Below are 19,388 nucleotides of genomic sequence, written 5' to 3'. Positions count from 1 at the left end.
AAGCATACACAAGTATGTGACCCGAGTAGCCGAAGCGAAGCCAACACCCCTACAACTCGAGGGATAGCCAATATTCACTACTCTAAATCATTCGAATTGTAGGTAGGCGGCAAGTAAGGATATCTCGGGAAGCATACACAAGTATGTGACCCGAGTAGCCGAAGCGAAGCCAACACCCCTACAAATCGAAGGATGACGAGTAGTAGGTAGGCTCGGGAAGCATACACAAGCATGTGACCCAAGTAGCCGAAGCGAAGCCAACACCCCTACAACTCGAAGGATGACGCGTATTTTAGCCGCCGAGATAAGCGCTTCGCACCGCCTCATTAGCCAACAAAGCCTTACCACTATCTTCTAACACAATATGCCCATTTTCCAACACATAGCCCCTATCTGCGAGCTTCAGCGCTTGATTTGCGTTTTGCTCTACTAGGAAGATAGTCATGCCTTCTTCACGTAGTTGTTGAATTGTGTCAAATATCTGCATAATGATAATCGGCGCAAGCCCTAATGAAGGCTCATCCAAAAGAAGAAGTTCTGGCTGACTCATCAGCGCTCGGCCGATGGCAAGCATCTGCTGCTCGCCACCAGACATCGTGCCTGAACGCTGACTACGGCGCTCATAGAGCCTTGGAAAAAGTTTATACACTTTCTCGATACGCTCTTGGTATTCTGGGCGGGTGGCAAAAAAGCCGCCCATCGCCAAATTTTCGTCCACCGTCATACGTGAAAAAACACGACGGCCTTCTGGCACCAAGGCAATATCTTCACGCATAATTTTCGCTGTTGGCAATTGCGTAATATCAACACCACGATAAACCACTTGCCCTTCAGAAGCGCGAGGATCGCCACAAAGTGTACTCAGTAATGTCGTTTTTCCTGCTCCATTGGCACCTATCAGAGTGACAATTTCACCTTTTTGGATATTCAAGCTAATTTCATGTAATGCTTGTATTTTTCCATAATGGGTAGAAACTTTTTTAAATTCTAACATCAGTAAGCTTCTCCCAAATAGGCTTTAATAACATCTGGGTGTTGACGAATTTCATTCGGCGTACCGTTGGTTAATGGCGTACCTTGGTTTACCACATAAATTCTATCTGAAATCCCCATGACTAACTTCATATCATGTTCTATCAATAAAATTGAAACATTATGATGAGTACGTAGCTCTGCAATTAGCTCATCCAAATCATTGGTTTCTTTAGGATTTAACCCAGCAGCAGGTTCATCTAGCATTAAGATTTCTGGTCGCGTTACCATGCAGCGTGCTATTTCAAGACGTCTCTGTTGTCCATAAGCCAGATTTCCAGCTTGTCGATTAGCAAATTGCAGCAAATCAACCCGCTCGAGCCATTTAATGGCATTATCTACTGCGTCTGATTCTGCGCGACGAAATGCTGGCGTTTTCAATAAGCCAGAAAAAATACCGCTTTTCAAATGTTGATGTTGAGCAACAAGTAGATTTTCAATTACGGTCATTTCTTTAAACAAACGAACGTGTTGAAAAGTTCGAATAACGCCAAGACGAGCAATCGCCTGTCCAGGTAAGCCTTCTAAATGTTTATCACGATAAACAATAGTGCCACTAGTTGGCTTATAGAAACCAGTTAGGCAGTTAAAAATGGTAGTTTTTCCCGCACCATTTGGACCAATCAAAGAAACAATTTCCCCTTGATTTAACGTCAGCTCCACATTATTTACTGCTAGCAAGCCACCAAAACGCATAGTGAGGCCACTGACTTGCAACAAAGGCGTTGTTGATATGCTCATGCGATATCGCCCTCCTGCGTTTTCTGCAACTTCATTTGGCGACGTTTCATTGGCAATAGACCCTGTGGTCGCCAAATCATCATCAGTACCATCAATGCACCAAGCAATAACATGCTGTATTCATTAAGGTCACGCATCATCTCCCTTGATACGACTAAGATGATTGCCGCTAAAATTACTGACATTTGTGAGCCCATACCACCAAGTACTACAATCGCTAATACGAATGCGGATTCAACAAATGTGAATGACTCCGGACTGATAAACCCCTGACGTGCAGCAAACAACGTACCCGCGAAACCCGCAAATGCAGCACTGATAGTAAATGCGGTTAATTTAATCCGTGTAGGGCTTAGCCCTAATGAGCGACAGGCAATTTCATCTTCGCGTAGCGCTTCCCAAGCACGGCCTAATGGCATACGCAATAATCGATTGATTACGAACAAGGTTAAAATAACGAGTAATAACGCAACAAAATAGAGGAAAATAATCCGATCACCCGGATTGTAATCTAAACCAAAAAAGTGATGGAATGTGTCCCAACCATCTTTAGCACTACGACTAAATTCGAGACCAAAGAATGTAGGTTTTGGTAGTTGGCTAAGACCATTTGGTCCGCCAGTAATTTCAGTATTATTCAACAGTAAAATACGTACAATTTCACCAAAACCTAATGTGACAATTGCGAGGTAATCCCCCCGCAACCTTAATACTGGGAAGCCGAGTAATAACCCCGCTAATGCCGCAGTTAAGCCCGCAATTGGCAAACTTTCCCAGAAGCCAAAACCATAATAATGATTTAACAAGCCAAAGGTGTATGCACCGATAGCATAAAATCCCGCATAGCCTAATACTAGTAGCCCTGAAAGGCCAACCACCACATTCAAGCCTAAACCTAACATCACATAAATTAACGTGAGTGTGGCAATATCTACACTTCCACGCGACACGATAAATGGCCATATAATGGCAGCAATAATAATGATAATGGCAAGAATTTTTTGTTTCGGCGTTGATCCATCGAAATCAGGTATCGCCCACGATTTTTTCGGTACACCTTGCCAAACTTTTGCCAGCGATGGGCGAACCAGTTGATAAATAAAGATGATCCCAATCCCAACAAAGATCCAATTCCAACGAACTGAATCGCCTGTAGTGACCACTAGCTTTGTACCATCAAGAGTAAGTCTTAGCCCTAACATAAAAACGGCTAAAACAAAAAAAGTCACAGATGCCACAATGGCATTAATCCAATTTTCTTTTCTCATACCTTTTCGACCTCCGGACGTCCCAGAATGCCGGTTGGCATGATTAGCAATACACCTATTAGTAAACCAAATGACACGACATCTTTATATTCAGTGCTAAAATATGCAGATGTCATCGCCTCAGCAACGCCTAGAATCAATCCACCAAGCATTGCTCCCGGAATACTACCGATACCACCGAGTACCGCTGCCGTAAAGGCTTTCATTCCTGCCATGAAACCAATATAAGGATTGATAACACCGTAAAATTGTCCGAGTAACACACCGGCAACTGCCGCCATTGCGGCACCAATCACAAAAGTCAGTGAAATAACGCGATCAGTATTAATTCCTAATAAACTCGCCATTTTTAAGTCTTCGGCACAAGCGCGACAAGCTCTCCCCATGCGCGAATAACGAATAAATACCGTCAATGCTAGCATTGCTAATAAGGTGACGACCCAAATCGTCAATTGCATTTTAGTGATGATCGCTTCGAAACCATCGCTTTCTCCGATGATCCACTGGCCAGTGATCAAACTTGGCAACGCAAGATCTCGTGAACCTTGGGAAAGGCTGACATAGTTTTGCAGAAAAATAGACATCCCGATCGCGGAGATCAAGGCAATTAGACGTTTAGAATGACGCACAGGTCGATAAGCAACGCGCTCAATACTCCAACCGTAAGCGCTCGAAACGACAATAGCGGCAACAAATGCTGCGGCAACCAATATCCAGCCGACATCGATACCTAGCATCATTAAACCGGCTATTGCAATGAACGAAACATAACTCCCAATCATATACACTTCGCCATGAGCAAAGTTAATCATGCCAATAATGCCATACACCATGGTATAGCCAATGGCTATCAGCGCATAGGTACTACCTAATGTTAATCCATTAAGAAATTGCTGAATAAAATAAAGAATTTGATCTGACATAGGACTATCCTTTCAAACTACTGTCCCTCAAGGAGAGCTAAAGCTGGAAGTCAGCAAGGCTAACCTCCAGCTAATTTTAACTAAAACAACCCATTCTCTGCCCTAAATAATTCAAATTGCATAAAGGCCATCAATAACGCCCAACCTATACAACTTAAAATATGAAAGACATTATTTCACCGCAGTAGACGTCCCATCTTTGTGCCATTTAAACACACCAAATTCGAAGCCTTTCAGGTCACCATTAGGCTGCCAGCTTAATGTGCCCATGACTGTATCAACCGGATTTGCTTTCAGATCTTTAGCTAAATCTTCAGGCTCAGCGCTACCGGTACGTTGCATTGCCGTTGTTAAACTTTGGATAGCCGCATAAGTAGTCCAAACGAATGGGCCCGTTGGATCTTCTTTTTTCGCTTTCAGTGCATCCACAATCGGTTGGTTAGTTGGAACTTGATCATAACGCTTAGGTAGAGTAACTAGCATCCCTTCAGAAGCGTCTCCTGCAATATTAGATAAAGACGAGTTACCTACGCCTTCTGGTCCCATAAAGCCGATATTGAGGCCTGATTGCTTCGCTTGACGTAAAATTTGGCCCATTTCAGGGTAATACCCACCAAAGTAAACAAAATCAACGTTCTCTTTTTTCAATTTTGCGACTAAAGCTGAGAAATCTTTATCTCCTGCGGTGACGCCTTCAAACAGCACTTCTTTTACACCCGCTTTATTTAAACTTTCGCGAACTGAACGAGCTAGGCCTTCACCGTACTGCTGCTTGTCATGGACAACCGCAATACGCTTTGGCTTAATTTCATCTAAAATATATTTAACAGCGGTAGGACCTTGGTCTGAATCTAACCCTGTTGTACGCAATACCATTTGGTAGCCACGTGTGGTTAAATCAGCATTTGTTGCCGCTGGTGTGATCATAATAATGCCTTCATCTTCATAAATATCAGATGCAGGCTGAGTTGATGATGAACACAAATGGCCAATGACATAACGAATCCCATCATTAATCACTTTATTTGCAACAGCAACGGCTTGTTTTGGGTCGCAAGCATCATCATATTCAACAGCAACTAGAGTATCGCCATTGATACCGCCTTTTGCATTAATGTCTGCAATCGCTTGACGCGCACCTGTAAATTCCATATCACCATATTGTGCAACGGGACCAGACATTGCCCCAACAACAGCAATCTTAATTTCCTTTGCCCATCCGCTTGAACTAAATGCCATTGCGATACAGCTAGCCAATAATGCTTTATTCATCTTCTTCATGTTATTGTCCCTATCTCGATGGTTCTGAGTGTTTGTGTTTGATTTATAGTCGTTTATTATAGTTGACAGGATCAATGCCTGATATTTCAAAATACAGCAAATAAGGCTATATATTTCAGACCATTAAACAAGATAATTATGCTAAAAAGCAAATGGATATGGTAGATTATTAAGTTATATGCAGAATAAAAAACTGATGTTATAAAATGGTTTTTTTGTAAATACTAGTGTTATATTCTGGTTAAATTTAAATTAATCCGAGCTAAACTCGGAAGATCAAGCTAGACAAAATTTTTCTCTCTAAAATTAAAAAATCAGTTATGGATCACTCCGACAACAGAAATGACTGAAAAACAGACAAGGAAACAGATAAATACATCATGAGACTCACGATTATTCCTTTGGTTAATCCTACTGAACATCAGTACCAAGACTTATATAAGATCTGGATAGACCAGACACAACCACAACTGATCCAAGCACTCAAATCAGATCAACAATTTTTTGCGGCTCGCTTTAATGACCGATTGCTCGCTGCGGCTAAAGTCAGTATCAATAGATCTCAAGGAACTATCAGTGATTTTTGTGTACGTGAAGTCACTCGTCGTCGGGGAGTTGGCCTATACTTGCTACAAGAAATTTGCCGCCAACAACCTGAAGTTAAACATTGGTACTTCAATTTCAATGGGTTAGAAGTGCAACAAAAAATCATCATAGAAAAATTTCTAAGCGCCTGTGGTTTTAGTGCCACAGTAAAAGATGGCGAATGGGATATGAAAATAGGTGAATAACATGAAATTAAAGAAAATTCATCATGTTGCAATTATTGCGTCGAATTACCAAATCAGTAAAGATTTTTACTGCCGTATTCTTGGATTGAATTTACTCGCAGAATACTACCGCCCAGAAAATGATTCATGGAAAGCAGATTTAGCTTTTGGTGATAATTATCAAATCGAACTATTTAGTTTTCCTAATCCGCCAGCAAGACCTAGTTACCCTGAAGCTATGGGGCTACGGCATCTTGCATTTAGTGTTGATGAATTAGATAAATGGATAACCTATTTAAGTCAGCATGGCGTTATCTGTGAAGCAATAAGAATCGATCCCTATACACAAAAACGATTTACTTTTTTCGCGGACCCAGATGGGTTGCCATTAGAATTATACTGTGATTAGTGTAAAGAATGATTTGAATAAAGCGTGATTAAAACAAGAGGAATAAAGGCAGGAAATAAAATTAAGTCACTATCTGCATCTATTACACTGCAAAATAATAATAAATGCAGATAGTGATAAGAAGAAATAAAAATTACATTTCGTCTTCGTCTTCGTCGTCTTCCATCGCTAAACGCAATTTTTTCATCGCATTTTTTTCAAGTTGGCGCACACGCTCAGCAGATACACCATATTTATCAGCAAGCTCTTGAAGCGTTGTTTTATTATCGTCATCTAACCAACGAGCGCGGATGATATCCTGACTACGTTCATCGAGGGACTCCAATGCATCGGATAAACGATCAGTTGCATGACTTTCCCAATTATCATCTTCAATTGAGCCAGCAAAATCAGACGATTTATCCTGTAAAAAAAGAACTGGTGCAACAGGGCCACCAAAATCGCTACTGTCATCATCATCAGACATATCAAATGCCATGTCCTGCGCTGACATACGTGATTCCATTTCGCGGACATCTTTGGTGCTCACCCCTAATTCTTGAGCAACCATATCCACTTCGTCCTGATTAAACCAACCAAGACGTTTTTTATTTTTTCTTAAATTAAAGAATAATTTACGCTGCGACTTTGTCGTGGCAACTTTAACAATACGCCAGTTACGTAGAACGTATTCATGAATTTCTGCTTTGATCCAATGAACAGCAAAAGAGACCAAGCGGACACCAACTTCAGGATTAAAGCGACGAACGGCTTTCATCAGGCCGATGTTACCTTCCTGAATTAAATCAGCTTGCGGTAAACCATACCCTGCATAGCCTCGTGCAACATGAATAACAAAACGCAAATGAGATAAGATCAATTGCTTTGCGGCATCCAGATCACCATGGTAATGCAGCCGTTCAGCAAGTTCCTTCTCTTCCTCAGCGGTGAGCATAGGGTACGCATTGGCAGCTCGCATATAAGCTTCAATACTCCCTTGCGGAACAAGCGCTAATGATTGCATATCTTTGGTCATGCAGATCCTCTATAAAATAAATAAAAAAAAATTAATTTGAATTCGATGTGGTGAATAATCAGTTTATCAGCTTCGTTACATTAAATAAATTATAGGCAAGATTTATCAACAACGGGTCAATGTAGGACAAAAATTATCGTTTGAAGTTCCTTAATGGCGAAATTTTCATCGACACCCTTATATTAAGTGCCGATGAAATACGCAATTATTCAGGAGTGAAATGACGTAGATGTTGAATGGTCGCTAACCAAGCGGCGACCCAGCCAACAATGGCTGATAACAACAAAATAAGTAACGTTTCTTCCCACAACAGCCCTTCGATACGAAATTGGGTCCCAAATACACTGGCTACTTGTGCAACAACACCGGAGAGTTGCCACACCAATAATGATGTCATTATCAGTGAGATAATGGCACCGAGTGCCCCTAACACAATACCGCCATTTAAAAATGGGCGCATAATAAAACCATCAGTTGCCCCAATCAATTTCATGACATTAATGGTATCTCTGCGGGCAAAAATATTCAAACGGACACTATTACCTATCACTAAGAACAACGATACTATCATCAAAATGCCAATCACAGAGGCAACCTGCCCAACTAGCCTCGTCAGCGCTGCAAGTCGAGAAAACCAACTGTCGTCCATGCGCACTTCTTCGATACCGCCAACTTGGCTAACTCTATCGCGTAAAGTGGCTAAAACATCGGACCCCTCAAAATCAATTTTTGGCGTGATAATCGCAACAGCAGGTAATGGATTTTCTTCAAGCATATCCAAAGCAGTACTAAAACCAGACCAACTACGAAACTCACTCATGGCTTGATCGCGAGACAGATAATTAACGTGTTCAATACCATCAAGGGCTTGTAATTGATTAACCACATTTTGACCACCTTGCTCATCAAGAGATTTATCAAGATAAACAGTTAGTTGTGGTGCAGGATACCACTGTGATGCGGCTTGGGAAACATTCTTCCAAACAACATAGCAAAGGCTAGGTAGTGCTAATGAAATAGCAATAACCATAATGGTTAAAAAGGTTGCTAATGGCTGTCTTAGCATATCAGCTAACGCATTTAGCCATGAATAACGCCACTGTTCACGCCATCCCCCTTTAAGTGCCTTGCTTTTCGACTTCATGGTACGTTCTGGCTTGCCTTTACGGACATTCCTAGCCATGTTGACCTCCAAGCATCCGACCTTCACTTAAAGTAAGCACACGATAGTTACGACGCTCAATCAGTGCAACATCATGGGTTGCCATTAAAACGGTCACACCAACGCGGTTAAATTCTTCAAATAAACGCATGATCCCCTCAGAAAGTTCTCCATCAAGGTTACCCGTTGGCTCATCCGCAAGTAGCATCGTCGGTTTATTCACAACCGCGCGAGCGATACCAATACGCTGCTGTTCACCGCCCGATAATTGAATAGGCAAGTTTTTTGCTTTATCCAATAATCCAACTTTGTCTAATGCAGCTGAGACACGTCGACGAATATCTTCAGTACTTGCCCCAGAAATAATCAGCGGCATAGCAACATTGTCATAAACTGTTCGGTCAAATAGCAGGTGATGATCTTGAAAAATCATCCCAATTTGTCGACGTAAAAAGGGGATCTCCCTATTTTTCAAACGACTGATATCATGACCATTAAACAAGATATGACCCGCACTTGGGCGCTCAATACCACAAATGAGTTTAAGTAATGTACTTTTACCTGCGCCTGAGTGACCCGTTAAAAATGCCATTTCTCCGGCTTGTAGATGAAAATCTACCCCTTGAAGAGCTTGGCGGCCACCGCGATAAGCTTTACTAACGTGTTCAAAGCGGATCATCGAAAATTATTCCTCTCGGGCAAATAGAGCCTCGATAAAGTCATCTGCTTTAAATGGACGTAAATCTTCAATGCCTTCACCAATACCGATATAACGAATAGGAATACCGAATTGATCTGCAATAGAGAAAATTACCCCACCTTTTGCTGTGCCATCGAGTTTCGTCAATGTTATACCAGTCAGACCTACCGCTTCATTAAAAAGTTTCGCCTGACTAATCGCATTTTGTCCAGTACTTGCATCTAGTGTTAGCATAATTTCATGGGGCGCGTCTTGGTCCAGTTTTTTCATCACTCGGACTATTTTTTTCAGCTCTTCCATTAAATGTGCTTTATTTTGTAAGCGCCCTGCGGTATCTGCAATTAGAATATCAGCACCTTTAGCTTGAGCTGATTGGATCCCATCAAAAATGACAGAGGCAGGATCAGCACCCGTGTGTTGTGCAACAACAGGAATTTTGTTGCGCTCACCCCAGACTTGTAGCTGTTCTACCGCAGCAGCACGGAAAGTATCTCCCGCAGCTAACATGACAGTTTTACCTTCGGATTGGAATTGACGAGCCATTTTGCCAATGGTAGTTGTTTTCCCAACTCCATTAACCCCAACCATAAGAATAACATAAGGTTTTTTATCTTCGATAACTAGTGGTTTATCTGCACCCGCTAAAATATCAGACATTTCCTCACGTAATTTACTGTATAAAGCGTCCGCATCTTTGAGTTCTTTACGGCTTGCATGTGCCGTTAAATTATCGATAATTTTCCGTGTTGTTTCCACACCCACATCGGCAATGAGTAATTGTTCTTCTAATTCCTCAAAAAGGTCATCATCAATTTTTTTGCCGCTAAATAAGCTAAAAAAACCAGAGCCTAAATTTTGACGTGTTTTTAATAATCCACTTTTTAATCGCGCAAAAAAACCTTCTTTTTTAGGTTTTTCTTGTTCGATTATAGGTGCATTCTCAGCATCTTGTTGAGCTTGAGACTCAGCTTCTTTCTCGGCAAGGCGCGCGGCTTCTGCGGCTTGACGCTCTTGTTCCGCTTGTTCTTCTGCGGCCTGAGCTGCGGCAGCTTCAATAGCAGCTAAACGTTGACGCTCAGCTTCTTCCTCTGCAAGGCGCGCAGCTTCTACGGCTTGGCGCTCTTGTTCCGCTTGTTCTTTTGCAGCCTGAGCTGCGGCAGCTTCAATAGCCGCTAAGTCAGCTAGGCGTTGACGCTCAGCAGCTTCCTCAGCAACACGCACAGCTTCTGCGGCTTGACGCTCTTGTTCCGCTTGTTCTTTTGCAGCTTGGCGTTCCTGTTCCGCTTTTTCTTCTGCGGCCTGTTGTTCCGCAGCCACAATAGCAGCGGCCTCTATTGCTTGGTGCTCTTGCTCCGCTTTATCTTCAGCGGCTTGAATAGCGGCTAATTCAGCTTGGCGTTGGCGCTCCGCTTCTTCTTGCGCAGCATTAATCGCAGCAAGCTCAGCTTGGCGTTGACGCTCAGCTTCCTCCTCTGCAATACGCACAGCTTCTTCTTCAAGTCTTTCTCGCTCTGCTTTTTCTTGTGCAATACGCGCATCTTGTACTGCTTGGCGCTCAAGCTCCGCTTGCTCTTCAGCAGCTTGAATTGCAGCTAATGCTATTTTTCGCTGTTGTTCTGCTTGTTCTGTCGCAGCATCAATAGCGGCTTGTTGTGCTTGATATTGGCGTTCAGCTTCATCTTCTGCCGCTTTAATGGCTTCTTGTTCTGCTTGGCGTTGACGTTCAGCTTCTGCATTAGCCTCTGCTATTGCAGCATCTTCTGCACTTTGTTGAAGGTCAACTTCATTTTCAATCTCAACTTTTTGTTGTTGCTCAGCTTGCTGCTGGGTTTCATTTTCATCTTTACGGCCAAAACCCAACCATGAAAATAAGCCTTTTTTCTTGTCTTTAGCCATTTGCCACTGCACTCCTCGCGGTAAAAACATGGCGCGTAATAATAAAATCGCAATAAAATTACATCCAGTCTATCATTTCATGGCGCAGCAACACATATCTGAACGAAAAATCATGGCAATTTAATCTGAATTTTTATGTTAAAACTATGAAAATGACGCGCTACAATATAAACAATCAATTTTTAACGCATAAATAAGCTAAGCAATAATACATATTATGGCAAAAAAACCACAAACAACATCTTTAGGACAAATTCGTATCATTGGCGGTAAATGGCGTGGGCGAAAACTGCCTGTCCGTGATAGTGAGGGCTTACGTCCCACCACTGATAGAATCAAAGAAACCTTATTTAACTGGTTAATGCCTGTTGTTCAAGACGCCCGTTGTCTTGACTGTTACGCAGGAAGTGGCTCATTAGGGTTTGAAGCACTTTCTCGATTTGCTAATAGCGTAACTTTTATTGAATTAGATAAACAGAATGCCCAACTGCTGAGTGACAATAAAATGCGTTTACAGGCTGATAACGCCACGGTTATCAATAACAGTAGCCTGACTGTTTTAAATCAAATGGGAACGCCTTTTGACCTTGTCTTTATTGATCCTCCTTTTCGTAAAGGCTTGCTCAATGAAACTATCCAATTATTAGAAAATAATCAGTGGCTAGCAGATGAAAGCTGGATCTACATTGAGTCAGAGGCGGAGTCACCACTTACTGACATCCCTGCGAATTGGCAACTACATCGCGAAAAAATTGCCGGGCAAGTAGCTTACCGCCTTTTCATTCGAAATCGACTTTAAGGAGAAAAGTATGTTAATTAATATAGGTCGCCTACTGATGGTCTGTGTTTGGGGTTTTATGCTGTTTAATTTGATCCACCCATTCCCCAAACCCTTAAAGTATTTTATGGATATCGCTATGATTTTCATGGTAATTATGCATGCATTACAAACTATGTTTATTAAAGCATCTTTACCTAAAAATGAAAAACTTTCAGGTCTGGTACAAGTTCGTATTTTTTTCTTCGGTGTTTTTGAGCTACTTGTAATGCAAAAGAAAATGAAAGCCGCTCTCGATAAAGCAAAAAATAAACACTAAATCAGGATGATTCAGGTTCATAGCGGATAAATCGAGTGCCCTGTAACGTCAATTTCCCCTTAGAACCTTGCTCTACGGCGTGATACTGAGTTTCATTGACAATTGTTTTGATAATCTCGCCACTTGATTGCGATTTAAAATAAATTTCATAACGAAAAGTTTCAGGAGAAACCACATCACGTTCACGAGAACGCATGTTCGGATAGGGGTAGTCTTTTTTCTCGCTGACCTCTACTAAATAACTAATAGGTAACGAATTATTATTAATTTCATTTTGTTTTCGTTGATCGAAAAAACGCTTAGTGGCAAATACGGCAATAATGACTAAAACGATGATTAATAAAATAGGTTTATTCATAAAATGTGCATTTAGCTTAAAAAAAACATGACTATAGTTTATCTTATTTATAGAGAGTGACGAAATACTCTGACCGTTACTTCATTCATTTGAAATTATAAGGATGTGTATATGATTAGTTGGCCATTTCTTGCAGTGCTCTTTTCAGGCTGGCTGTATGTCGATGCGGCTTATCGTGGTCCTGGCTGGCAACGTTGGCTATTTCGCCCCATTACACTCTTGCTTTTATTACTTTGGGGATGGAGCTCCGACGACTTAAATATTCAAAACTATCTAATCTTAGCCGGTTTGCTAGTTTCGTTAGTCGCCGATCTTTCTCGGATGTTTTCTAGTGAGCACTTACTTACATCTGTTGCACTGATGTTTTTAAGTTATCTAATTTATGCCATTAGTTTTGGTATGCAGTTAAACTTTGGTTTGTTCCTACCTTGGTTAGCGGTGCCATTAATTATTGCAGCTGTCACTTTAGTGCTGATTTGGGGTAAACTTGAACACCTTCAAGCTATTGTTTTTGCATCATTAGTCATGTGTATGATTATGGCTTGGGTTGCTGGCGATCAATATTTTGGTCTGGGTCGCGAATATAATTTTTCTATTATGGTTGGCGCCTCAATGCTATTTCTGTCTAATTGCATTTGGTTAATCGCCCATTTTCGCTTCCCATTTAAAGCATCTAAAGCTGTTGTGGCGGCATTCTATTTCATTGGACAATTCTTTATTGTTCGTGCGATTTATTTATAAGCCTTATCGCCAATTGATAAAATTCTCAAATAGCATTTTTTATCAATTGGTGACCTTCATTTTATTTGACTCTGGAGTAGACTCCAAAGTGTAGACTCACTAATAATAATTGAAAACGTTGTTAGATAGGGGGTCGCTTATGCACTCACATTCACAAAAAGACACACATGCTCATACTAGTTCATGCTGCTCAACTAACAGTAGCTGCTCATCAGCTGTCACCGAAAATAGTAAAAAGGTGAGCAATGACTCACATACCCACGTTCACAGTGATGTAGAGAGCCATCCCGATGATGATGAGGAATCTCATCAACGAGGCAAACACAACGCTCAACATGAGCACGATGGCCATGATCATGCCGCTCATAAACACGGTGACCATAATCACCAGCACGGTAGCAGCTGTGGCTTGCCTATTGATAAAATAAACGATATCGCGCCAATTCAAACAGCTCAGAAACGTTTTAGCTGGATAATCCGCGGAATGGATTGCCCAAGTTGTGCGAGTAAAATTGAAACTGCGGTCACTCAAATAAAAGACGTCAAGCAAGCCAAAGTCTTGTTTGCAACAGAAAAGTTAGTTGTCGACGCCGATAGTGATATCAGTATGGCTGTTCGCGCAACAGTGGAAACCGCCGGCTATGAACTACTTGATGTTGGCAGCAATAACGCAGCATCAATTCAACCACCACCGAGTTTACTCAGTGAAGCAAAACCCGTTATTATTTTAGCAATTTTAGTGGGTATCAGCTGGGGTATTGAGTATTTCAACCCTCAGTTAGGTAATATTGCCTTTATTTTAGCAACCTTATTTGGGTTATACCCTATCGCCCGAAAAGCGTTACTTTCTATTCGTACAGGTTCACCTTTTGCGATTGAAACCTTAATGACAGTTGCTGCTGTCGGTGCCATTTTTATACAGGCAACCGAAGAAGCCGCCATGGTTATTTTGCTATTCATGTTAGGTGAAATGCTAGAGGCCTATTCCGCTGGCCGAGCCCGACGTGGCGTTAGCGCACTAATGGCACTCGTTCCTGAAGATGCCATATTAATTAAAGATGGGCAAAAAACTACCGTTCCAGTAGCTCAATTACGTCCTGGAGATGTGATTGAAATTGCGCCAGGTGGCAGATTGCCAACAGACGCAGTATTGGTCTCTGAATTTGCCAGCTTTGATGAAAGTGCTTTAACTGGTGAATCTGTTCCTGTCGAACGCACTGTTGGTGAGAAAGTCGCTGCTGGCTGTTTATCTGTAGATAGAGCAGTACAGATGAAAGTGGTTTCAGAACAAGGGCAAAATGCAATCGACCGTATTTTGCAATTAATTGAAGAAGCCGAAGAGCGCCGTGCACCTATTGAACGTTTTATCGACCGTTTTAGCCGGATTTACACGCCAATAATCATGTTGATTTCTGCATTGGTTATTATTATTCCGCCAATATTCTTTGATGCGGCATGGGAAACGTGGATTTACCGTGGTTTAACCTTACTATTAATTGGTTGTCCTTGTGCGCTCGTGATATCAACACCTGCGGCTATCACGTCGGCACTTGCCACAGCGACACGTCGCGGTGCTTTAATTAAAGGTGGCGCAGCACTTGAGCAGCTAGGCACTATCACAACAATTGCATTGGATAAAACGGGAACATTAACCGAAGGGAAACCTCATGTAACCAATTTGGTACCGGTTGATGGCATAACCGAAGCAGAATTAGTGCAAATCACCGCTTCCGTTGAAATTGGTTCTCATCATCCTCTGGCAAAAGCAGTCGTTAACAAAGCTCAGGAGCTTTCACTACAAGTAACTGAGGCACAAGATCGTAAAGCACTCGCAGGAAAAGGCGTTGAAGGTTTCCTGAATAATAAGCATGTACTGGTTAGCGCACCAAATAGACTCGAAATACCACTAGATAAAGTTTGGCAAGCAAAGGTTGAGGAACTTGAGGCTCAGGGTAAAACAGTTGTTGTGACCCTTGAAAACAATCGAGTTATTGGATTAACGGCACTGCAAGATACATTACGTAGTGATGCGGTTGATGCAATGAATATGCTTAAAAAATTGAATGTAAATGCCGTCATGCTAACGGGTGATAACCCACGAGCTGCTGCCGCAATTGCAGGTCAATTAGGTATGGAATATCGCGCAGGTTTATTACCTGAAGATAAAGTCAGCGCAGTAATAGAGCTTAACCGTAACCATAGCACCATGATGGTCGGCGATGGTATCAACGATGCTCCAGCGATGAAAGCCTCTAGTATTGGTGTTGCAATGGGAGGGGGTACTGACGTGGCGTTAGAAACTGCTGATGCAGCGCTTACCCATAACCGTCTAACAGGCTTACCTGAAATTATTGCACTTTCACGCGCAACCCGAAAAATTATCCGTGAAAATATTACAATTGCATTGGGCTTAAAAGGTGTGTTCTTAGTCACTACCTTACTTGGCATGACAGGCTTGTGGGTTGCCGTACTGGCTGACTCCGGCGCGACTGCTTTAGTGACAGCTAACGCTGTTCGGCTGCTGCGAGTTAAGTTACCGCAAGTAAAAAAATAGCGCTTATTGTTTAAATACTCAACTGCCACTATTTACAGATAAATAGTGGCAGTTCTTATTACGTATCACTTTAAAAATCAGTTTCAAAACAATGAACTAAGCGTAAATTTCATTGTAATTAATTAGGGCTAACTTTTCTACTTTCACGCAAAAAATTACAAACCACTCGATTTTTTGCGCAACAAATAACGATAGGGTACTTTTTCAGCTTCAACTGCTAACAATTCATGTTCCATAAAACGACAAAAACCGGGAATATCTCGTGTTGTTGCCGGATCGTCAGCAATGATAAGCAAAGTCTCCCCCTCCCCCATATTCCGCACTGTTTTGCGTACTAACATTACAGGTTCAGGGCAACGAAGGCCTAATGTATCAAGGGTTTTGGTTGCATTAGAAAATAAATCAGACATAAAAAATACTTTTTTAAATAAATAATAAATTGATTATATAATAAAAACTACCAGACTGGTCGAACAGTTTTGCTTTTGTTGCGCAGCAAGCGTATGATGCGCTCTTCCCAATTTTTGGTCATAATAAAAAACTGGGTCTTTTATGGGTTCCCTCACCCCATCAGTCACTAAAAAGGTACAATATGTTTGCATTTACTCCGCAGCAAAAAGCCACTGCGTTAATTTGGCTATCGTTGTTTCATATTTTAATTATTTCATCTAGTAACTATCTGGTGCAATTACCGATCAATATTTTCGGTTTTCATACCACATGGGGCGCTTTCACTTTTCCATTTATTTTTCTCGCAACGGATTTAACGGTGCGGATCTATGGTGCTCCCCTTGCTCGTCGCATCATTAGTTCTGTCATGCTACCCGCCTTACTAATTTCTTATGTGATTTCAGCCCTATTTTTTCAGGGTGAGTGGCAAGGTTTCGCCTCCATAACAACATTTAACTTATTTGTTGCGCGTATCGCAGCCGCCAGTTTTATGGCCTATGTGCTGGGACAAATTTTAGATGTCAGTGTATTTAATCGTCTGCGCCAAAATAAGCGTTGGTATGTAGCACCAGCTTGCGCCATGTTTTTTGGTAACCTAATTGATACTATCGCCTTCTTCTTTATTGCGTTTTATCGTAGTAGCGACCCTTTTATGGCCGCCAATTGGGTTGAAATTGCGTTAGTTGACTATGTATTTAAGCTGTTAATCTGTATGCTATTTTTCCTACCTGCTTACGGTGTACTGCTTAATTTCATTTTAAAATCCTTCTTTAATGACGCAAGCAAAAAACAGTTAGCCAATCAACACTAAATCTCTTTTTAGAAGGGGAACTTTCCCCTTCTATTTCTTCACAATAATTCCCGATCTAACTCTCATTTTATTGGTTTACTTAATCCAATAAAAACCGAGCTATGCTAGTCTGATTGCATAATCGAAACGTCCTACGCCATTAACAACCAAATTCGAATCAAAAAGAACATAATCGAACACAAAAAACAGAGTTAAGCATCGCCCTCTATCTTCTGGAGTCTGTAAGATGAAAAAACTGATTAACCGTGTTGAAGATATCATTAGTGAAGTCAATCAAGGCCTCGTTGCTGCCCATCCTGAATTACGATTAAATATCGACCCGACTTATCTCGTTCACCGAGATGCACCCTTAAATGGCAAAGTTGGCCTACTATCTGGAGGCGGTAGCGGTCATGAACCTATGCACAGTGGCTATATTGGGCAAGGCATGCTAGATGGCGCTTGTCCTGGTGAAATATTTACCTCACCAACACCCGATCAAATGATGGAATGTGCCATGGCCATTGATGGGGGAGAAGGTGTTTTAATGATCATTAAAAACTACACTGGCGATATACTCAATTTTGAAACTGCCACCGAATTACTACACGATGCGGGTACTAAAATTGCGGTTGTTTTAGTTGATGATGATGTGGCGGTTAAAGATAGCCTCTATACCGCAGGACGCAGAGGTGTCGCCAATACAGTACTAATGGAAAAAATACTCGGAGCAGCGGCTTGCAAAGGTTATTCTCTCGATAAACTCGTCGAGCTTGGACATAAAACTAACAATAATGGCTATAGCTTAGGTATTGCACTACATGCCTGTACCGTTCCCGCAGCGAGAAAACCATCTTTCGAGCTTCCTGATAATGAAATGGAATTCGGAGTGGGCATCCATGGAGAGCCGGGGATCGAACGCCGCCGTTTCACTCATTTAAATGATACGGTCGATCAGATGTTCGAAACTTTGATCGAAAATAGTCATTATGAGAGAACAGTTCGACAGTGGGATCGCGAAAATGGTCAATGGCAAGATAATCACCAAGTCAAAGAACCACTTCAAAAAGGCGATCGAGTAATTGCTTTAGTTAATAACCTCGGTGCTACACCACTTTCTGAGCTTTACGCGGTTTATCATCGCCTACAAACTTGCTGCACTGAATTTGGGCTTACAATTGAACGCAATTTAATTGGTTCTTATTGTACTGCTCTCGATATGCAAGGGGTATCTATTACGCTACTAAAAGTAGATGACGAAGCCTTACTGTTATGGGACGCGCCAGTTAATACGCCAGCATTACGTTGGAAATGCTAATTTTTAACGTATTTCTATCCTTCGCATAAAGATAAATGGCAGCAAAATAGGAAGTATCAATTGATGAATTTAACTCAAAAGCAAATTTATGACTGGCTCATACAATGCTCACAAACGTTTACCCGTGAACAAGATTATTTAACTGAACTCGACACGACTATTGGTGACGGTGACCATGGGCTCAATATGAACCGCGGCTTTCAAAAAGTTGCCGAAAAACTACCGACTGTCGCAGATAAGGACATTGCAACAATACTAAAAACAACGGGTATGACGCTACTTTCAAGTGTCGGTGGTGCCAGTGGCCCATTATTTGGTACTTTTTTCATCAAAGCAGCCCAAAGTACAGTAGATAAAGACAGCTTAACCGTAGCTGACTTAGCAGAATTAATCACAGTAGGAACAGAAGGTATTGTTTCCCGTGGTCGAGCTGAGCCTAACGATAAAACAATGTGTGATGTATGGTGGCCGATTAGTGAGGCACTAACGCTAGCCTCATCACAACCTTTGGATAAGGCTATCACCGCCGCAGTGGCAGCAGCAAAACAGGGTGTTGAATCCACTATTAATATGCAAGCCAGAAAAGGTCGCGCAAGTTACTTAGGTGAACGCAGTATTGGCCACCCAGATCCCGGTGGTACTTCTGTTTTATTGATGATAGAAACATTGCAACAAGTCATCAAATAATACTCTCAATCGGCAATAATTTTTTTATTGCCGATTTTCTTATGATTCATCGATTCAGTTTATATTTATCAATCGAAGCATAACGCAGATCATCCTCTAAATAATTCGAATTGTGGCTAGGATTAGTAAACACAGCCAACAACGCCATAAATCGAAGTATGACAAGAAAACAACTCACTCAAGCCATCCTCTAAAT

20 protein-coding genes are annotated in these 19,388 nt (G+C 41.6%); 9 read left to right on the top strand and 11 right to left on the bottom strand.

The genetic code is table 11. The features are described from left to right. Positions 1-292 precede the first annotated feature (292 nt). The 5 genes from livF to ACTH6U_RS14655 form a co-directional block, all read right to left on the bottom strand. On the bottom strand, positions 293-994 hold the full coding sequence (gene livF, locus ACTH6U_RS14675; protein ID WP_441832503.1) for a high-affinity branched-chain amino acid ABC transporter ATP-binding protein LivF: 702 nt from the start codon (positions 992-994) through the stop codon (positions 293-295). Continuing rightward, positions 994-1,773, bottom strand: coding sequence for a high-affinity branched-chain amino acid ABC transporter ATP-binding protein LivG (gene livG / locus ACTH6U_RS14670; RefSeq protein ID WP_434719855.1), 780 nt, complete (start codon positions 1,771-1,773; stop codon positions 994-996). Before livG ends, livF begins: the two co-directional genes overlap by 1 nt. Next, positions 1,770-3,041: a high-affinity branched-chain amino acid ABC transporter permease LivM gene (locus ACTH6U_RS14665; RefSeq protein WP_441832502.1), complete on the bottom strand. Its 1,272-nt coding sequence runs from the start codon at positions 3,039-3,041 to the stop codon at positions 1,770-1,772. The genes livG and ACTH6U_RS14665 overlap by 4 nt, the downstream gene beginning before the upstream one ends. Beyond that, positions 3,038-3,964, bottom strand: coding sequence for a high-affinity branched-chain amino acid ABC transporter permease LivH (gene livH, locus ACTH6U_RS14660; protein WP_336430131.1), 927 nt, complete (start codon positions 3,962-3,964; stop codon positions 3,038-3,040). Before livH ends, ACTH6U_RS14665 begins: the two co-directional genes overlap by 4 nt. A gap of 171 nt (positions 3,965-4,135) precedes the next feature. Continuing rightward, the gene (locus ACTH6U_RS14655; RefSeq protein WP_441832501.1) at positions 4,136-5,245 is read right to left on the bottom strand and encodes a branched-chain amino acid ABC transporter substrate-binding protein; all 1,110 of its coding nucleotides are present in this window, start codon (positions 5,243-5,245) and stop codon (positions 4,136-4,138) included. A 380-nt stretch (positions 5,246-5,625) separates the two neighbouring features. Between ACTH6U_RS14655 and panM the strand changes: the two genes are divergently transcribed. Then, entirely contained in the window at positions 5,626-6,036 is a 411-nt protein-coding gene (gene panM, locus ACTH6U_RS14650; RefSeq protein ID WP_294106216.1) for an aspartate 1-decarboxylase autocleavage activator PanM, read from the top strand. Between the two features lies 1 nt (position 6,037). Continuing rightward, positions 6,038-6,424: a VOC family protein gene (locus tag ACTH6U_RS14645; RefSeq protein ID WP_294106214.1), complete on the top strand. Its 387-nt coding sequence runs from the start codon at positions 6,038-6,040 to the stop codon at positions 6,422-6,424. A gap of 133 nt (positions 6,425-6,557) precedes the next feature. Here ACTH6U_RS14645 and rpoH read toward each other — a convergent pair whose 3' ends face one another. The 4 genes from rpoH to ftsY form a co-directional block, all read right to left on the bottom strand. Further along, the gene (gene rpoH / locus ACTH6U_RS14640) at positions 6,558-7,439 is read right to left on the bottom strand and encodes an RNA polymerase sigma factor RpoH (RefSeq protein ID WP_294106212.1); all 882 of its coding nucleotides are present in this window, start codon (positions 7,437-7,439) and stop codon (positions 6,558-6,560) included. A gap of 205 nt (positions 7,440-7,644) precedes the next feature. Next, positions 7,645-8,622: a permease-like cell division protein FtsX gene (gene ftsX, locus ACTH6U_RS14635; RefSeq protein ID WP_434719851.1), complete on the bottom strand. Its 978-nt coding sequence runs from the start codon at positions 8,620-8,622 to the stop codon at positions 7,645-7,647. Then, positions 8,615-9,280 (bottom strand): cell division ATP-binding protein FtsE, encoded by a 666-nt coding sequence (gene ftsE, locus ACTH6U_RS14630; RefSeq protein ID WP_294106209.1) that lies wholly within the window; start codon positions 9,278-9,280, stop codon positions 8,615-8,617. The genes ftsX and ftsE overlap by 8 nt, the downstream gene beginning before the upstream one ends. Positions 9,281-9,286: 6 nt before the next feature. Continuing rightward, the gene (ftsY, locus tag ACTH6U_RS14625; RefSeq protein ID WP_441832500.1) at positions 9,287-11,197 is read right to left on the bottom strand and encodes a signal recognition particle-docking protein FtsY; all 1,911 of its coding nucleotides are present in this window, start codon (positions 11,195-11,197) and stop codon (positions 9,287-9,289) included. Positions 11,198-11,414: 217 nt separating this feature from the next. Here ftsY and rsmD point away from each other — a divergent pair, with 217 nt between their 5' ends. After that, the gene (rsmD, locus tag ACTH6U_RS14620; protein WP_294109565.1) at positions 11,415-11,996 is read left to right on the top strand and encodes a 16S rRNA (guanine(966)-N(2))-methyltransferase; all 582 of its coding nucleotides are present in this window, start codon (positions 11,415-11,417) and stop codon (positions 11,994-11,996) included. A 10-nt stretch (positions 11,997-12,006) separates the two neighbouring features. Next, a complete protein-coding gene (locus ACTH6U_RS14615; RefSeq protein WP_441832499.1) occupies positions 12,007-12,294 on the top strand; it encodes a DUF1145 family protein in 288 nt (95 codons plus the stop codon). Between the two features lies 1 nt (position 12,295). Here ACTH6U_RS14615 and ACTH6U_RS14610 read toward each other — a convergent pair whose 3' ends face one another. Next, positions 12,296-12,652: a DUF2500 domain-containing protein gene (locus ACTH6U_RS14610; RefSeq protein WP_441832498.1), complete on the bottom strand. Its 357-nt coding sequence runs from the start codon at positions 12,650-12,652 to the stop codon at positions 12,296-12,298. 111 nt (positions 12,653-12,763) lie between these two features. On the opposite strand from ACTH6U_RS14610, the gene ACTH6U_RS14605 reads away from it, so the two are divergent. Together ACTH6U_RS14605 and ACTH6U_RS14600 are read left to right on the top strand one after the other, a co-directional pair. Continuing rightward, on the top strand, positions 12,764-13,393 hold the full coding sequence (locus ACTH6U_RS14605) for a lysoplasmalogenase (protein ID WP_294349812.1): 630 nt from the start codon (positions 12,764-12,766) through the stop codon (positions 13,391-13,393). Positions 13,394-13,532: 139 nt separating this feature from the next. After that, positions 13,533-15,947: a zinc/cadmium/mercury/lead-transporting ATPase gene (locus tag ACTH6U_RS14600; RefSeq protein WP_441832497.1), complete on the top strand. Its 2,415-nt coding sequence runs from the start codon at positions 13,533-13,535 to the stop codon at positions 15,945-15,947. A gap of 155 nt (positions 15,948-16,102) precedes the next feature. Here the strand turns inward: ACTH6U_RS14600 and tusA are convergent, their stop codons facing one another. Then, entirely contained in the window at positions 16,103-16,357 is a 255-nt protein-coding gene (tusA, locus tag ACTH6U_RS14595) for a sulfurtransferase TusA (protein ID WP_441832496.1), read from the bottom strand. 182 nt (positions 16,358-16,539) lie between these two features. Here tusA and ACTH6U_RS14590 point away from each other — a divergent pair, with 182 nt between their 5' ends. From ACTH6U_RS14590 to dhaL, 3 genes are all read left to right on the top strand, one after another. Continuing rightward, entirely contained in the window at positions 16,540-17,208 is a 669-nt protein-coding gene (locus ACTH6U_RS14590) for a 7-cyano-7-deazaguanine/7-aminomethyl-7-deazaguanine transporter (protein WP_294109556.1), read from the top strand. 226 nt (positions 17,209-17,434) lie between these two features. Beyond that, positions 17,435-18,505 carry a dihydroxyacetone kinase subunit DhaK gene (gene dhaK, locus ACTH6U_RS14585; protein ID WP_441832495.1) on the top strand — a complete coding sequence of 357 codons (1,071 nt, stop codon included), beginning with the start codon at positions 17,435-17,437 and terminating at the stop codon, positions 18,503-18,505. Positions 18,506-18,568: 63 nt separating this feature from the next. Further along, the gene (gene dhaL, locus ACTH6U_RS14580) at positions 18,569-19,192 is read left to right on the top strand and encodes a dihydroxyacetone kinase subunit DhaL (RefSeq protein WP_441832494.1); all 624 of its coding nucleotides are present in this window, start codon (positions 18,569-18,571) and stop codon (positions 19,190-19,192) included. Positions 19,193-19,388 lie beyond the last annotated feature (196 nt).

It is taken from the genome of Providencia sp., assembly GCF_052096715.1.
GTDB lineage: Bacteria > Pseudomonadota > Gammaproteobacteria > Enterobacterales > Enterobacteriaceae > Providencia.
This window is presented reverse-complemented; position numbering and strand designations above follow the sequence as displayed.

Bases quoted from the DNA above. Each gene is read 5' to 3' on its own strand.
- rsmD (WP_294109565.1), top strand. From the start codon at position 11,415: ATGGCAAAAAAACCACAAACAACATCTTTAGGACAAATTCGTATCATT.
- livG (WP_434719855.1), bottom strand. From the start codon at position 1,773: ATGAGCATATCAACAACGCCTTTGTTGCAAGTCAGTGGCCTCACTATG.
- ACTH6U_RS14600 (WP_441832497.1), top strand. From the start codon at position 13,533: ATGCACTCACATTCACAAAAAGACACACATGCTCATACTAGTTCATGC.
- ACTH6U_RS14615 (WP_441832499.1), top strand. From the start codon at position 12,007: ATGTTAATTAATATAGGTCGCCTACTGATGGTCTGTGTTTGGGGTTTT.
- ACTH6U_RS14665 (WP_441832502.1), bottom strand. From the start codon at position 3,041: ATGAGAAAAGAAAATTGGATTAATGCCATTGTGGCATCTGTGACTTTT.
- ftsX (WP_434719851.1), bottom strand. From the start codon at position 8,622: ATGGCTAGGAATGTCCGTAAAGGCAAGCCAGAACGTACCATGAAGTCG.
- dhaK (WP_441832495.1), top strand. From the start codon at position 17,435: ATGAAAAAACTGATTAACCGTGTTGAAGATATCATTAGTGAAGTCAAT.
- panM (WP_294106216.1), top strand. From the start codon at position 5,626: ATGAGACTCACGATTATTCCTTTGGTTAATCCTACTGAACATCAGTAC.
- ftsE (WP_294106209.1), bottom strand. From the start codon at position 9,280: ATGATCCGCTTTGAACACGTTAGTAAAGCTTATCGCGGTGGCCGCCAA.
- ACTH6U_RS14590 (WP_294109556.1), top strand. From the start codon at position 16,540: ATGTTTGCATTTACTCCGCAGCAAAAAGCCACTGCGTTAATTTGGCTA.
- dhaL (WP_441832494.1), top strand. From the start codon at position 18,569: ATGAATTTAACTCAAAAGCAAATTTATGACTGGCTCATACAATGCTCA.
- livH (WP_336430131.1), bottom strand. From the start codon at position 3,964: ATGTCAGATCAAATTCTTTATTTTATTCAGCAATTTCTTAATGGATTA.
- livF (WP_441832503.1), bottom strand. From the start codon at position 994: ATGTTAGAATTTAAAAAAGTTTCTACCCATTATGGAAAAATACAAGCA.
- ACTH6U_RS14605 (WP_294349812.1), top strand. From the start codon at position 12,764: ATGATTAGTTGGCCATTTCTTGCAGTGCTCTTTTCAGGCTGGCTGTAT.
- tusA (WP_441832496.1), bottom strand. From the start codon at position 16,357: ATGTCTGATTTATTTTCTAATGCAACCAAAACCCTTGATACATTAGGC.
- ACTH6U_RS14645 (WP_294106214.1), top strand. From the start codon at position 6,038: ATGAAATTAAAGAAAATTCATCATGTTGCAATTATTGCGTCGAATTAC.
- ACTH6U_RS14610 (WP_441832498.1), bottom strand. From the start codon at position 12,652: ATGAATAAACCTATTTTATTAATCATCGTTTTAGTCATTATTGCCGTA.
- ACTH6U_RS14655 (WP_441832501.1), bottom strand. From the start codon at position 5,245: ATGAAGAAGATGAATAAAGCATTATTGGCTAGCTGTATCGCAATGGCA.
- ftsY (WP_441832500.1), bottom strand. From the start codon at position 11,197: ATGGCTAAAGACAAGAAAAAAGGCTTATTTTCATGGTTGGGTTTTGGC.
- rpoH (WP_294106212.1), bottom strand. From the start codon at position 7,439: ATGACCAAAGATATGCAATCATTAGCGCTTGTTCCGCAAGGGAGTATT.